Source organism: Gordonia sp. 852002-10350_SCH5691597 (assembly GCF_001665715.1).
Taxonomy (GTDB): domain Bacteria; phylum Actinomycetota; class Actinomycetes; order Mycobacteriales; family Mycobacteriaceae; genus Gordonia; species Gordonia sputi.
This window is the reverse complement of the sequence record NZ_LZMO01000271.1, coordinates 1-14617: the sequence shown is the minus strand read 5'-3', so window position 1 is coordinate 14617 and position 14617 is coordinate 1. Positions and strand designations below refer to the sequence as shown.

At 65.3% G+C, this 14617-nt stretch carries 11 protein-coding genes; 7 read left to right on the top strand and 4 right to left on the bottom strand.

Annotation, left to right across the window (positions count from 1 at the left end; genetic code table 11):
- Positions 1-1346 (bottom strand): glutaminase A (gene glsA / locus A5777_RS20835; protein WP_064864247.1); only part of this gene is annotated, 1346 nt, incomplete at its 3' end.
- Positions 1347-1385: 39 nt separating this feature from the next.
- Positions 1386-2630 carry a helix-turn-helix domain-containing protein gene (locus A5777_RS20830; protein WP_064864245.1) on the bottom strand — a complete coding sequence of 415 codons (1245 nt, stop codon included), beginning with the start codon at positions 2628-2630 and terminating at the stop codon, positions 1386-1388.
- A gap of 149 nt (positions 2631-2779) precedes the next feature.
- On the opposite strand from A5777_RS20830, the gene A5777_RS20825 reads away from it, so the two are divergent.
- The 3 genes from A5777_RS20825 to A5777_RS20815 all read left to right on the top strand — a co-directional run bounded on the left by A5777_RS20825 (position 2780) and on the right by A5777_RS20815 (position 7343).
- The gene (locus tag A5777_RS20825) at positions 2780-4645 is read left to right on the top strand and encodes an NAD(P)/FAD-dependent oxidoreductase (protein ID WP_064864243.1); all 1866 of its coding nucleotides are present in this window, start codon (positions 2780-2782) and stop codon (positions 4643-4645) included.
- 184 nt (positions 4646-4829) lie between these two features.
- On the top strand, positions 4830-5708 hold the full coding sequence (locus tag A5777_RS20820) for a universal stress protein (RefSeq protein ID WP_064864241.1): 879 nt from the start codon (positions 4830-4832) through the stop codon (positions 5706-5708).
- A gap of 18 nt (positions 5709-5726) precedes the next feature.
- Positions 5727-7343, top strand: a complete 1617-nt coding sequence (locus A5777_RS20815; protein ID WP_082933779.1) for an APC family permease — start codon at positions 5727-5729, stop codon at positions 7341-7343.
- A 13-nt stretch (positions 7344-7356) separates the two neighbouring features.
- Here the strand turns inward: A5777_RS20815 and A5777_RS20810 are convergent, their stop codons facing one another.
- Positions 7357-8052: a GntR family transcriptional regulator gene (locus A5777_RS20810; protein WP_064864249.1), complete on the bottom strand. Its 696-nt coding sequence runs from the start codon at positions 8050-8052 to the stop codon at positions 7357-7359.
- 161 nt (positions 8053-8213) lie between these two features.
- Here A5777_RS20810 and A5777_RS20805 point away from each other — a divergent pair, with 161 nt between their 5' ends.
- From A5777_RS20805 to A5777_RS20790, 4 genes are all read left to right on the top strand, one after another.
- A complete protein-coding gene (locus tag A5777_RS20805) occupies positions 8214-9068 on the top strand; it encodes a fumarylacetoacetate hydrolase family protein (RefSeq protein WP_064864238.1) in 855 nt (284 codons plus the stop codon).
- 6 nt (positions 9069-9074) lie between these two features.
- Positions 9075-9995 (top strand): VOC family protein, encoded by a 921-nt coding sequence (locus A5777_RS20800; RefSeq protein ID WP_064864236.1) that lies wholly within the window; start codon positions 9075-9077, stop codon positions 9993-9995.
- Between the two features lie 103 nt (positions 9996-10098).
- A complete protein-coding gene (locus tag A5777_RS20795; RefSeq protein ID WP_064864234.1) occupies positions 10099-11958 on the top strand; it encodes an FAD-dependent monooxygenase in 1860 nt (619 codons plus the stop codon).
- Positions 11959-12061: 103 nt separating this feature from the next.
- Positions 12062-12946, top strand: a complete 885-nt coding sequence (locus tag A5777_RS20790; protein WP_231895142.1) for an SGNH/GDSL hydrolase family protein — start codon at positions 12062-12064, stop codon at positions 12944-12946.
- A gap of 40 nt (positions 12947-12986) precedes the next feature.
- On the opposite strand, the gene A5777_RS20785 is transcribed toward A5777_RS20790, so the two are convergent.
- Positions 12987-14288 (bottom strand): acyltransferase family protein, encoded by a 1302-nt coding sequence (locus A5777_RS20785; RefSeq protein WP_231895143.1) that lies wholly within the window; start codon positions 14286-14288, stop codon positions 12987-12989.
- Positions 14289-14617: the final 329 nt, after the last annotated feature.

Sequence of the window (14617 nt, the reverse complement as noted above, 5' to 3'; positions counted from 1 at the left end):
AGTCCCTGCAGTTGCTCCGGGACGGCGAGGTTGGGGACGACGCTGTCGGCGCGATGACGCTCGACGCTCGCGCGCACCTCACCGTCGGGGTCGACGAGCACAACGCGCTTGCCGTTGTCGTCGGCCGTGCGTTTGACCGCGAGCATCATCGTGCGCGCGACCGGGTCGATCACGCCGACCCGCGAGATCTCGATGATCACCACGTCGACACGATCTATCTCCTCCTCGACGCGACGCAATGCGCTCTCCGCACTGCCGAACGTCAAGTCGCCCTGCAACTCGTAGACCCGAACGCGGTCGCGACAGGTCCGCAAGAAGCCGCGCTCCTCCTCGGACCAGTCGTCGCCGACGGGAAAGTCCGTGATGTCGTACGTCGCCCTGATCGTGACCCTGCTCTCACGGGTGACGTTGAACATGTGCAACCCGAGATCGGTGGAGAGGTGCTCGCAGGTGTCGACCCCACGCACGCTGTTGCCGTGCTCGTCGAGCCGCGGCGAGTAGACACCGATGCCCAACTGCCCGGGCAACACCGCCAGAATGCCGCCTCCGACACCGCTTTTGGCGGGCATTCCGACCGCGGTGACCCAGTCGCCCGCGGCGTCGTACATACCGCAGGTGGTCATCACGCTCAGCACCCGTTGTGCGACCTCCTGACTGAACACCCGCCGTCCGGTGCGCGGGTTGGCTCCGCCGCACGCAATCGTCGTGCCCATCACCGCGAGGTCGTCGGTGTTCACCTGGACGGCACATTGACGGAAGTAGAGCGCGATCGCGGCGTCAGGATGTGTGTCGAGCGCTCCGAAGCTGTCGAGCATGTAGGCGATCGCGCGGTTTCTCGACCCGGTCGCGGCCTCGGATTCGAAGACTCTCTCGTTGAGCGTCAACTGACGTCCGGCACACGCCGAGTAGAAGGCGAGGATCTCGGCGAAAGTCGTCTCCACGACCTCGGGGCCGACGTCGCGAACCGGCGGCAGGAGCAACGACGACGCAACGATCGCACCCGCGTTGATCATGGGGTTCTTGGGCCGACGCCGCGCGTCGACACTGATCTGGTTGAACGCCTCGCCCGACGGTTCGACGCCGATCTTCGCGTCCACCTCGGCCGGCCCCAGGCGACTCAGCGCCATGGCGTAGGTCAGCGGCTTGGACACCGACTGGATGGTGAACGCGGTGTCCGCGTCACCGAGTGAGTAGAGGTAACCGTCGTGCATGGCCACCGACAACCCATACCCCTCTGGATCGACGGCCGCGAGCTCGGGGATGTAGTCGGCCACCTCCCCCGCCCGATCGTCGACACAATCGTCCATGATCTTGCGCAGGTAGCCGTCCACATGCGAAACCGTCACGCCCCGACCGTAACCCGCGGAGGTTCACGGGTCGAGGATTCACCGGTCGAGTGACCGCGCCGAGTCGTCGACAGACGTGATGTCGACGCCTGGGGCGAATCGGTACGGATTCGCGCTGAGCACGCCGCCGAGACTCCTTCGCAGACGCGACATCTCGGCACGCACGGTCACGGTGCGGTCGTTGGTGCCGAAGAGTTGCTCCGACATCGCGGCTGCACTCAACCCGTCGGGGTGGGCGGCGAGCAAGGCCAGAATCTCCGCGTGCCGCGGCGACGGACGGTGGGTCCACGAGCCCGTCGCGCCCGAGACCCGCACTGTCGGCGGGTGGTCGCCTGCGAGATCGAGTTCGACGAGTGTCGCCGTGGGGCCGCGGTCGTCGGCGACGCGCACGAGCCATCCACCGGGCAACGGTTCGAACTCGCACGCGCCGAGCGCGTGCAACCACGCGCGCCCGGGCTGCGGGCTTCGCGGTAGTGCCAGTCGCGAGCACGGTGCAATCGAGTCGACCGCCGCGACCCAGCCATCGGCGTCGACGGCGAGCGCAGGCCCGGATGAGCGCGCGAGGATCGGAGCGGCGATCGCCCTCAGCTCGTCAAGCCTGCGTCGATGATGTTCGCGCAGTTGAGATTCGGCGAGTTTCGCGACGGCACTCACCAGTGCCAGCGTCGTCGGATGAATGGTTGCGGCAGGGCCACTGACGTCGACGACGCCGAGCACCGCATCCGTTCTCGGGTCGCGGATCGGCGCACCCGTACACGTCCACGTGTGGTGCGTTCGAACGAAGTGCTCGGCGGAGAAGACCTGAACGGGACCTCCGGACATCAACGCGGTTCCGATGGCGTTGGTGCCGACGGACCGCTCTCCCCAAGACGCTCCCTCGACGAATCCGAGACGATCTGCCCGGTGCAACACGCGGGTCTGACCTCCGCGCCAGAGGACGTGTCCCGCGGCGTCGGCGATCACGAGGATGTTGTCGCCGTCGGCGATCACGGCGTCGAGCCCGCCGGTCAGATCGTCGAGAACGTGAGCCAGCGGCGACTGTGCACGACGCGCCTCGAGGTCTGCGGCACCGATGAGATTCTCCGCGCTACCGCGCTCCGGATCGACACCCGCGTGCAGGACTCGTCGCCACGACTCGCCGATCACGTCGCGCGGACGCGCCGGCGGGCGATTGCCCGACATCGCGGCGTCGTACACGGCGGCGAGGACGGCGGCATAGTGCCGCGGGTCGTCGCCCGCGGCGACTGCGGGCTCGCCCGCTCTGGCTGGTGGTGTGGCGGTCATCACCAGAGATTGTGCTCCCGATCACAGTCGGACCGCAAAGAACTCCGCGGATGCAACCCGGTGCAACCCTTGCTCACCCCACCCACTCCCGAGTGTGCTGTGCATCACACCCGCCGGGCCCAACGGACCGGCAGAGATGAGGAGAAGCAATGACTCAGACGCTTGAACCCAAGACGTCCACACCGACCACGAGACGAGACGAGACGACCCATCGGACACCGGCCGAACGCGTCGACCGCTGGCTCACCGACTTCGAATCGGCACTTCGATCACGCGACATCGCTGCGGTGACAGCGATGTTCGCGACCGACTGCTACTGGCGTGACCTCGTGGCCTTCACATGGAATCTCAAAACCGTCGAGGGACGCGAGCAGCTCGCGGACATGCTCACAGCGCGCCTCGACGACACCGCCCCGGAGTCGTTCAGCGCCACCGAGACCCCCTCCGAGGACGACGGCGTCGTGACGGCGTTCCTAGAGTTCGAGACCGCAACGGGTCGCGGCGAAGGCCTACTGCGGCTCCGACAGGCGGCCGACGACGACCGCGACGAGGCCTGGACACTGCTCACCACCCTCCAGGAACTGAAGGGGCACGAGGAGCGCCGCGGCGCGAGCAGAGTGCTGGGCGCGGTACACGGGTCCGAGCCCGACGCGCGGTCGTGGGCCGAACGCCGCGAGGCCGAGGAGGCAGAGCTCGGCCGAACACGTCAGCCGTACGTCCTCGTCGTCGGTGGTGGCCAGGGCGGCATCGCGCTCGGCGCACGACTCCGGCAACTCGGCGTTCCGTCGATCGTCGTCGACAGTCACGACCGACCGGGCGACCAGTGGCGCGGACGGTACAAGACGCTGTGCCTGCACGATCCGGTCTGGTACGACCACCTGCCCTACCTCCCGTTCCCCGAGAACTGGCCCGTCTTCGCGCCCAAGGACAAAATCGGCGACTGGCTCGAGTTCTATACGCGCGTCATGGAGGTTCCCTACTGGTCGAAGACCACCTGCACGTCGGCGAGCTACGACGAGCAGGCCGGACACTGGACCGTCGAGGTCGATCGCGACGGGGAGCACCTCACACTCACCCCGACCCAGCTCGTCCTCGCGACCGGAATGTCGGGCAAGCCCAACGTCCCGTCCTTCCCCGGCCAGGACGTGTTCGCCGGCGAGCAGCACCACTCGAGTCAGCACCCGGGACCCGACGGCTTCGCGGGCAAACGCGTCGTCGTGGTCGGTGCCAACAACTCGGCACACGACATCTGTAAAGCGTTGGTGGAGCACGGGATCGACACCACGATGATCCAGCGATCGTCGACACACATCGTGAAGTCGGACTCGCTCATGGAGATCGGCCTCGGGGCGCTCTACAGCGAGCAGGCAGTGGCGTCGGGCATGACGACGAAGAAGGCCGACCTCACGTTCGCCTCGCTGCCATACCGGATAATGCACGAGTTCCAGATCCCGCTCTACGACCAGATCCGTGAGCGCGACAAGGACTTCTACGCTCGGCTGGAGGCTGCGGGATTCGACCTCGACTTCGGCGACGACGACTCGGGATTGTTCATGAAGTACCTGCGTCGCGGCTCGGGCTACTACATCGACGTCGGTGCGTGCGAGCTGGTTGCCGACGGCACCATCAAGCTCGCTCACGGCCAGGTCGATCACCTCACCGAGAACTCCGTGGTGCTCGCCGACGGCACAGAGCTTCCGGCAGACGTCGTGGTCTACGCAACCGGGTACGGCTCGATGAACGGATGGGCGGCCGACCTCATCGGTCAGGATGTCGCCGATCGGGTGGGCAAGGTGTGGGGGCTCGGCTCCGACACCACCAAGGACCCCGGGCCGTGGGAGGGCGAGCAACGCAACATGTGGAAGCCGACCCAACAGCCGGGCCTGTGGTTCCACGGCGGCAATCTGCACCAGTCCCGCCACTACTCGCTGTACCTCGCGCTGCAACTCAAGGCGCGTTTCGAGGGCATCGACACCCCCGTCTACGACCTGCAGGAGGTCCACCACTTGAGCTGACGAGTCGTCGAGTCCCTCCGTTTCACTGGCCAGAATGTCCTGCGTACCTCTTGGGCGCAGGACATTCTGGCCCGTGCGTCCGGAAGTGGCCCAGCGCACAGTAAGTCCACTGCCGTGAATTTCGAACCGCTCGTACCCTGCTGGCGCCACCCCTTCCCGAGCCAACCGAACGGAGCGCACCACCATGACCAACCCCAGGCCCAACCTGCTGGTCGCCTACCTCGCAACCCCCGGCGGCGAGGATGCACTGGCCTTGGGTGCACAGTTGGCCCAATCCTTCGACGCCGACCTGAAGATCTGTCTGGTGGTGCCGCCGTCCACACCAGCCGAACAGGCCGTGGCACCGGGCGACTTCCAGGAGATCCTGGACAGACAGGCCGCGACCTGGCTCGACGAAGCGCTGCGCACACTGCCCGACGGTGTCGACGGCGAAGGCTATGTCGCCGAGTATGAGAACGCCGCCGAGGGCCTGTCGATCGAGGCGACACGGCTGGACTCGTCGATGGTCGTCGTCGGCGGGTCAGGAGGTGGAATCCTCGGGCGTCACACGCTCGGTTCCGTTGTGACCGATCTCGTGCACACCTCGGCCACCCCGGTTGCGGTGACTCCCCGGGGCCTACGCGAAATCGTCTCGCCGGTTACGCGCATCACGTGCGCGGTGGGTCGACGACCGGGTGTCGAAGCGCTGTTGCAGGCAGCGACGCGGGCGTGCACGGCCGCCGACGTACCGCTCCGATTGTTGTCGCTGCTGCCCGTCGACGACGGCCTCTCGAGCGATCCGACGAAGGATTCCGAGGCCCGCCGCGTGGTGAACGAGCACCTCGAGCGCACCGTCGCCGCGGCGCGCGCCGACCTGCCGGACGGACATCCGGTCACCACCGCCATCGCGACCGGCAAGACCGTCGAAGACGCTGCGGCGTCGCTGGATTGGGAACCGGGCGACCTCATCTATGTCGGTTCGAGCCGACTCGCACAGCCATTCCACCTGTTCCTCGGGTCCACCGCGGCCAAGATGCTGCGGGTGCTCGCCGTTCCCATGATCGTCGTCCCCCGCGGCGCCTGACACCGGAGATCTGCAGAGATGAGTTCGTCCCCATCGTCGCCAACCGAATCGCCCGACCCTGCGCCCCCCGACCCAAACACGTCCGACCCGCGCGCGTCGGACACCGCCGTGTCGAACCCTGTCACCATCGAAACGAACAGCAAGGGACTCGCGTCGGGGAAGGTCGGGGTGTTCTCGGGAGCCGTGCTCGGGATTTCGACGGTGGCCCCCGGCTACACACTCACCGCGAGCATCGGATTGATCGTCGCGGCGGTCGGCCTCAAGATGCCCGCGATCTTCATCGCCGGTTTCATCCCGATGTTCCTCACCGCCTACGCCTACCGGGAGCTCAACTCCGACACCCCCGACTGCGGAGCGTCGTTCACCTGGTCTACCAAGGCATTTGGGCCGTACGTGGGCTGGATGTGCGGTTGGGGCATGGTCGTCGCGACCATCATCGTGTTGTCGAATCTCGCGGCGATCGGCGTGCAGTTCTTCTACCTGATCATCGCCCAGATCTTCGACAAGCCGTCGATCGCAGATCTCGGCACCAACAAGCTCGTGAACATCCTGACGACGCTGGTGCTCCTCGCGATAGCCACGTGGGTGTCGATGCGCGGGATCACCACGAGCGAACGACTTCAGTACGTGCTGGTCGGTTTTCAGCTCATCGTGTTGTTCGCGTTCGCAATCATCGCGTTCGTCAAGGTCGCCGACGGATCCGCGCCCGCGGGACTGCATTTCGACATCGACTGGTTCAATCCCTTTACCGGACTGACCATCTCCGCGTTCGCGGTCGGGCTCACCGGATCGATCTTCGCCTTCTGGGGGTGGGACACCTGCCTCACGCTCGGCGAGGAATCCAAAGATCCCTCACGCACCCCGGGGCGTGCCGGGCTGCTGTGCGTGATGTCGATCCTGCTCACCTATCTACTCGTGGCGGTCGCGGTGATGATGTATGCGGGCGTTGGCACCGACGGGGTCGGGTTGGCTAGCGAGAACAACGCCGAGAATGTCTTTGGCGCACTGGCCGATCCGATCCTGGGACGATGGGGCGGCGTCCTGCTGTTCGCCGCAATCCTGGTCTCGTCGATCGCCAGCCTGCAGACGACCTTCCTGCCGGTCGCACGCACCATGCTCGCCATGGGCAGCTACGGAGCTTTCCCGAAGAAGGTCTCCGAGATCAGCCCGCGCTTTCTGTCACCGTCGTTCGCGGCGCTCGTCGCCGGCATCGTCACAGCGGTCTTCTACACGGCGGTGACACTCCTATCCGAGCGCACTCTGATCGACACCATCGCAGCGCTGGGCATCATGATCTGCTGGTACTACGGCATCACGGCGTTCGCGTGTGTCTGGTACTTCCGTCGCGAGCTCTTCTCATCCGTGCACAACTTCTTCTTCAAGTTCTTGTTCCCGCTGTTGGGCGGTGCCGCACTGATCGTGGTGTTCGTCATCTCGGTCGGCGAGAGCATGAATCCCGACAACGGGAGTGGCGCTTCGATATTCGGCGTCGGACTTGTCTTCTACATCGGTTTCGGATTGCTGGTGCTCGGACTCTTCGTGATGCTCTACCTACGCATGCGACAGCCGGCGTTCTTCCGGGGCGAAACACTTCCCCGCTCGCTGCCCGTCTCGTCGAACGCAGACAGCGGCTAGGTTTCGAGAGCGGTCACATGGTGACGGCGCTGTGCACGGCGATGTCGCTCTCGACGAGCAACTCCGTGGTGTGCGCGATGTGATCGCGCAGCGCGGTCACTGCGCCGTCGGCGTCGCGCGCGAGCGCCAACTCCATCATTCGACGATGCTCACCGTCGAGATCGCGATTCTTCTCCCGACCAAGGGGCTGCGACCACCGGCGGTAGAGCTCGGCCTCGTCGCGCAGCCCGTTGGCCAACTGTAGGAGCTTCTTGTTCCCGCATCCGTCGAGCAGTGCGCGGTGAAACGCCGCGTGCGCCAAGGCCCAGTCATCGGTCACGCGGACCGGATCGTCGTCGGTGAGATAGCGCGTACCGACCATCCGGTGATGAGCAGCGACGACCGATGACTCCCAGGCGAGGTCGCCGTCGCCGATGGCACGGCCGAACACCAGTCCCTCGAGTTCGAGGCGCGCGTCGGTCAGCTCACGTAGACGAGGAATGGAAATCTCGGTGACCGCGTAACCGACGTTGGGTTCGTTGGTGACAAGCCCCTCGAGCGACAAGCGAGTGAGTGCCTCACGAATCACGCTCATGCTCGCATCACATTCCGCGGCAAGCACTCCGAACTTCAGTCGGTCACCCGGCAGATAACGGCCGCCGAGGATCTCGCCGCGCAACTGCGCGTAGACGAGGTCGCCTCGCGTCTGCTTCGCCTTCGCTGTTGCCATGGTCACAACCATAGCCCACTTTGTCCAGATCAGTGCCTGATCGACATATTTTCGAAAATATCTTGCACTGACGAATATGAGCGAGTAGACCAGAGATCAGTGACTGTGACACCGATCACCTCCTGGCATCGATGCGCAGCAATACGAGGAAGTGAGCGATCATGCGTCTGGGAGTTCTCGAGAAGCGCGCTGTGCTGGTCGACAGCGGACACCGGCTGGCAATCGACGTCGCCAAGGCCAGTGATGGACGATTCGGTCCGTCGATCACCGCGATCTACGACGCCTGGGACGATTTCGCCGCCTGGGCCCGTGACATCGACCCCACCAACGGCAGCGTCTTCGACGCCACGCTGGAGAATCCGATTCCCGAGCCCGCGCAGGTCTTCGCCATCGGCCTCAACTACGCCGAGCACGCAGCGGAGTCGAAGTACGACGTCCCCGACTTCCCGCCCGTGTTCACCAAGTACCGCACGTCGCTTGCGGGCCCGGTCGGCGTCGTCGAATTGACGGGCCCCAAGATCGACTGGGAGGTCGAGTTGGTCGCGGTGATCGGCCGTGCGGCGCATCGTGTCAGCGAAGCGGACGGTTGGGATCATGTGGCGGGACTGACCATCGGCCAGGACATCTCCGACCGCGAAACCCAATTCAACGCGCACCCACCGCAGTTCAGTCTCGGCAAGTCGTACCCGGGCTACGCCCCGATGGGACCGGTCGTCGTCACGCCGGATGAGTTCGCCGACCGCGACGACCTCGAGCTCAGTTGCGACGTCAACGGAGAACAGATGCAGAAGGGCCGGACGTCGGAAATGATCTTCTCTGTCCCGCAACTGGTCTCGCGTCTGTCGCACATCACGCCGCTCCTCCCGGGCGACGTCATCTTCACGGGCACACCATCTGGCGTCGGTATGGGCAGAACGCCGCAGCGATTCCTTACCGACGGCGACGTCCTCACCTCTCGGATCGCCGACATCGGCGAGATCGAGCAGCGCTTCGTCGCCACGGCAGAGACGCGGTGATCGACGATGCCATTGCACAGGCTCGCATCGGTCACGATGGGCGTACCGAATGTCGATGACACACTCGCCTACTACACGGAATTCGGACTGACGCCGACCTCGGACGGCTGGTTGTCGACCACCGAGGGTGGCGAACAGCTGCGGATCGTCGCCGCGCCGACGCGTCGACTGCTCGAACTGTCGGTCGGCGCTGACGATCTCGACGACATCGACCGCATCCACCACGAACTCGTCTCGAAAGGCTTTCTCGCACAACGGCACGGCGACGAAGTGACCGCCCACGAGCCGGTCGCCGATCTCCGCGCCACCGTGCGAGTCCTGCCGAGACTGAATCAACAGCGTGTCGAACCGACTCCGTACAACGGCCCAGGCCGCATCGAACGGTACGGCCGTGCACCCGGCGTGATCCGCGACTACGCGATCAAGCCGCACAAGCTCGGACACGCGGTGCTCGGTTCCACCGACTACGTGGCAACCTGCCGATTCTTCGTCGACGGACTCGGCTTCAAGATCAGCGACCACATCAAGGGACACGGGTCGTTCCTGCGCTGCTCACAAGACCACCACAACATCCTCGTCATGAACTCACCGGTGACCTACCTGCACCACACCTCATGGCAGGTCGACGATATCGACGACGTGGGGCGTGGCGCCGCGGCGATGCTCGAGGGAAACCCCGAACGCCACGTATGGGGGCTCGGCCGACACCACGCGGGCTCGAACTTCTTCTGGTATCTGAAGGATCCGGCAGGCAACTTCTCCGAGTACTACTCCGACATGGATTGCATCCCCGACGATGCGCTGTGGACGCCGGAAGATCTCGAAGGCGCTCGCGGACTGTTCAATTGGGGACCGCCACCTCCGCCGAGCTTCCTCGCTCCCGAAGACCTGGCCGCGATGATGACCGGCGCACACTCGGCCACCTGAGGGCCGGCCGCCCCGCTGCACACGCAGCTCACCACCCCTATCCACAACCCTTTCCCACGCCTCCGGCACGACGCCGGCACTTCGACCATGGAGGTCGACTCCGATGGAAACCGTCACCACAGATGTCCTCATCGTCGGCGCAGGGCCGGCAGGCCTGACCGCAGCAGCACTGCTCGCCGAGTACGGCGTCAGGGCTCTGACCGTCAGCCGCTACTCCGGCACCGCGAACTCACCACGCGCCCACATCACCAATCAGGGTGCGATGGAGGTCTTCCGCGACCTAGGCATCGACGACCGCGTGCGGGCCGCAGCCGTGCCGAACGAGTACATGGGCAACAACGTCTGGGCGACAAGCTTCGCGGGCACCGAGATCGCCCGGCTGAAGTCATGGGGCTCGGGGACGCTGCGGCACGCCGACTACGAGGTATCGAGTCCGACGGAGATGTGCAACATTCCGCAACACATCCTCGAACCGATACTGCTGCAGGCGGCGCGTGAGTTCGGCGCGGAGATCAGGTTCAACACGGAGGCCGTCTCGCTGACCGACACCGGCGATCACGTCGATGCCATCGTGCGCGAACGCACGACAGGCGCCGAGTATCGGATACGCGCGAAGTATGTGATCGGCGCCGACGGCGGCCGTTCGACGGTCGCGCAGCAGCTGGAGTTTCCGCTGCGCGGAGAGATGGGCCTCGGTGCCGCCATGAACATCTGGCTCGAAGCAGACCTCTCCCAGTACACTGCCCATCGCCCTGGAACGCTCTACTGGATGGCGCAGCCCGGCAACGACTACTGGGTCGGCAGCGGCACATGGATCTGCGTGAAGCCGTGGACGGAATGGGTGCTGCTGTGCATGTACAACCCCGAGGACGGCGAACCCGACACGTCCGAGGAGGCGGTCATCGAGCGGGCCCGCACCACCATCGGCGACGACTCCATCGACATCCGGATCAAGGCCGTCAGCAAATGGCAGATCAACCACGTCATCGCCGACACGTTCAGCAAGGGTCGAGTCTTCCTCGCAGGCGACGCCGCTCACCGGCACCCGCCTGCGAACGGTCTAGGCACCAACACGTCGGTGCAGGACTCCTTCAACCTCGCGTGGAAGCTCGCGATGGTGCTGCGTGGCGACGCCGAACCGACACTCCTCGACACCTACACCCAGGAGCGCCAACCCGTCGGAGAACAGGTCGTTGATCGCGCGATGGAGAGCGTGCGCAACATGCTGCCGATCTCGCAAGCCCTGGGCTTCGAGCCCGGACAGTCCGCGGAGGACGGTTGGAAGATGCTCGACGAGTTGTTCTCCGGAACCGAGCGCGGCGCGCAGCGACGCCGCGAACTCGACAGTGCCGTCGCGCTGCAGAACTATCAGTTCAACGCGCACGGAGTGGAACTGGGACAACGCTATTCGTCGACGTGCATCGTCGACGACGGCACCGATTACCCCGAAAACGTCCGCGACGCAGAGCTCTACTACCAGCCGACGACACATCCGGGAGCGCGCCTGCCCCACGCGTGGGTAGAGCAGGGTCGACGCCGCGTCTCGACCGTCGACATCACGGGACACGGTGCGCTCACACTGATCATCGGAGAGAACGGCGATGACTGGCGTGCCGCGGCGGCACAGGTGGCACAGGAATTCGGGATCGAACTCGACGTCCGCGCCGTCGGCGTCGGTTGTGAGTACCACGACGTCCTGCGGGAATGGACACAGCAGCGCGAGGTCGGCGCCGATGGTGCGCTCCTCGTCCGACCCGACCATCACGTCGCGTGGCGCAGCTTGGCGATGGTCGACGATCCGGTCTCCACTCTCCGCGCAGCGCTGAGCACGGTCCTTGCCAGGAAGGCACCTACCAACGCCGCGCCAAGAGCCCCGCAGACGGAGACGATCGCCTCTCGGGACGACGCCGCGAAAGTCGTCACGGTCGGGAGCCGAGCACCGCTCGGTGCCGGTTCGAACTGAACCGGTTCGTCACCACGCTCGATCGATGAGAACATCACGCGCCGATGACACTTTGCCTTCAGCGGTTGCGGCTTATGGGACAGAAGTGTTCAGTGTTACTACTGTGACTAAAGTTGTTCGCAAGTTCTCGTCGAGCACGGCCTCTCGGTCGGCATCCAAGCGCCTTGGCATGATCGCTCTGGGCGTCGTGGTGGCCTCAGGAATGAGTGCGCCGGCCTTCGCGTCTGCCGCTCCCGTAGATGACATCGCCGGCGCGTTGGGCGGGCTCGCCAACTCCCTGTTGTCCGACTCCGGGCTTCCCAGCTCATCGTCGGAGCTGGGGCTCGGCGACATCATCCCGAAGGTGCCCTCACCGGGCAACGGGACGTCGCGTTGCACCTCGGTCGTCCAGGTTGGCGACTCGACGTCGGTCAACGCAGACAAGGCATCGGCATTGCCGAGTCCGAGTGACACCGCGTCGGCGCAGTACCGGCGAGTCGGGGCGACGTCGGTGAAGGTCGACGCGCTGAGCGGACGAGCAGTCGTCGGAGGTCCGGGGACCGACGCCGAGAAGGCAGTCGCCGGACTGCTCAGCTCTGGCTCGAAAGGCTGCTGGGTGATCGCGATGGGCATCAACGACGCCGGGGCGATCTCATCCGGCAGCACGGTGAGCGCCGACGCGCGGATCGACCGCATCATGTCCGCGTTGAAGGGTCAACCCGTGTTGTGGCCGACGGTCACGACGTCGAATCCGAAGAACCAGGCATTCGGCCCCGCGGCGATGGCAACATTCAACACAGCACTACGCGCCGCACTCGCGCGCTACCCGAATCTTGCCGTCTACGACTGGGCAGGCAGTGCACCAGCGAACGAGTTCGCCTCCGACGGAATTCACTACACGGCCGCCGGTACCGCCGATCGCAATCGCCGATTCGCCGACGCTCTGGCCCGCGCCTACCCGCAGGGTGTCGCAGGCTATCTCCCCGCCAGCCGATGGATCACCGGCTGACCCAGGTTCGATCGCGCCTCGGACGCGACGGGAGATACCGTCAGATCGGGCAGGAGATACTGAGATCACGCTTTCCTGTGACTGCCTGCCGCAGCCCCTGGGTGACGGCATCGGCATACAGGAAGGTGCCTGGCCCGAACGGATGCACTCCGTCGGCGCCGAGAAGCTGCTGGTGACTTGCGGCAGCCTGGCACCACGGCGCCAGGTAGACGTTCGGGTGCCGCGGCGCGTACTGCAGAACCTGGCGAGCCGCCTGCGGGATACCGTCGACCGGGCCGTACGGCACCAGCAATACGATCTGGTGGCCTGGTCCGATCTCGCCGAGGATGCGGTCGAGTTGTCCGTCGAACGCCTGGCCGTTGGTACCGAACCCGAGGACGACGAATTTGCGTAGCTGACGGGCGGCGGCGAGGTTCTCGATGATCGGTTCGCCACCGGTGTAGTGGCGCGAGACCTCCGCGTCGATGTACATGCCCGGGAACCGGTTGGTCAGCGCCATCGACGACGCCAGCATCACCGAGTCACCGATTCCGGTGATCTCACCGCCGAGCGGAAGCGTCGGAACGGGTGCCGCGGGCGGAGGAGGAGGTGCGTGCCGCAGCGCGGCGGCGTTGGCCTTCTGCATCTGCGCAAGCTGGTCGAGTTGCTCCTCCAGCTGTGACTTTGCCGGGCTGGTGCCCAGTGCGGAACCAGCGAACAGAGCAACAGCGAGGGCAGCGGCGAGTGCAAGGGCAGGCGCAGCAGTGCGTTGGCGCGAACCAAGCAAGTTCAGGACGCCACGCAGACCCAAGCGATGGAACGGGGTTTCGATCCACCGGAACGACGCCTCGGAGAGCGCCAGCGTCAGGACGGCAGCGATGAGTCCGATCACCCATACGGGCAGAGTCCCCGAGTGAACTCGGTCAGCATGGAAGAGCTGCCGCAGCACCACCACGACAGGCCAGTGCCACAGGTAGATGCTGAACGACCGTGTACCGAGGTACCGCAACGGCTGACGACACATCAGTCGGTGAACGCGACCTCTCCCCCGGATCGCATCGAGCACGATCCCCGCGGCCAGAATGCACGCCAGCAGCAGTCCGCCCTGATACGTGAACGACGACGTATCCGGTAGCACCAGGAAAAGCACCACCAGAGCGAGGAAACCGACCGGGGCGAGAGTAGCGCCGAGCAGGTCGACGACACGCTCAGGCACCAACCGCGGCCACGAATCGGGTGCTGCAGGCGACGGCGCCGTCACGAGAAGCGCCAGGATCACCCCGACCAACAACCCGAATGCGTGTGTGTCTGTACCGAAGTACACCCGGCTCGGGTCGGCATGGGGATCATGGAGCAGCCACATCGCCACGACCGATCCACCGCCAGCACAGTGGCCACCCCGGCTGCGACCCAGAGGCGTCGACGCATCGGCAACGCGCGCGCAGCCGCCATGATCGCCACGAACAGCAATGGCCACACGACGTAGAACTGTTCCTCGATCGCCAGCGACCAGTAATGCATGAAGATCTGCGGCGTCGTGTTCGCGAAGTAGCTATGTGACTGAGAGATCTGCACCCAGTTATTGACGAAAAACGCAGATCCGACGAACTGCGGCACTAGTGTCGCGTTTCGTTAGTTGGTTTTCGGTTGAGCTTTCTTGAGAATCTCCTCGACCGGTTTCGTCCACACGAA

Bases quoted from the DNA above. Each gene is read 5' to 3' on its own strand.
- A5777_RS20830 (WP_064864245.1), bottom strand. From the start codon at position 2,630: ATGACCGCCACACCACCAGCCAGAGCGGGCGAGCCCGCAGTCGCCGCG.
- A5777_RS20825 (WP_064864243.1), top strand. From the start codon at position 2,780: ATGACTCAGACGCTTGAACCCAAGACGTCCACACCGACCACGAGACGA.
- A5777_RS20820 (WP_064864241.1), top strand. From the start codon at position 4,830: ATGACCAACCCCAGGCCCAACCTGCTGGTCGCCTACCTCGCAACCCCC.
- A5777_RS20815 (WP_082933779.1), top strand. From the start codon at position 5,727: ATGAGTTCGTCCCCATCGTCGCCAACCGAATCGCCCGACCCTGCGCCC.
- A5777_RS20810 (WP_064864249.1), bottom strand. From the start codon at position 8,052: ATGGCAACAGCGAAGGCGAAGCAGACGCGAGGCGACCTCGTCTACGCG.
- A5777_RS20805 (WP_064864238.1), top strand. From the start codon at position 8,214: ATGCGTCTGGGAGTTCTCGAGAAGCGCGCTGTGCTGGTCGACAGCGGA.
- A5777_RS20800 (WP_064864236.1), top strand. From the start codon at position 9,075: ATGCCATTGCACAGGCTCGCATCGGTCACGATGGGCGTACCGAATGTC.
- A5777_RS20795 (WP_064864234.1), top strand. From the start codon at position 10,099: ATGGAAACCGTCACCACAGATGTCCTCATCGTCGGCGCAGGGCCGGCA.
- A5777_RS20785 (WP_231895143.1), bottom strand. From the start codon at position 14,288: ATGTGGCTGCTCCATGATCCCCATGCCGACCCGAGCCGGGTGTACTTC.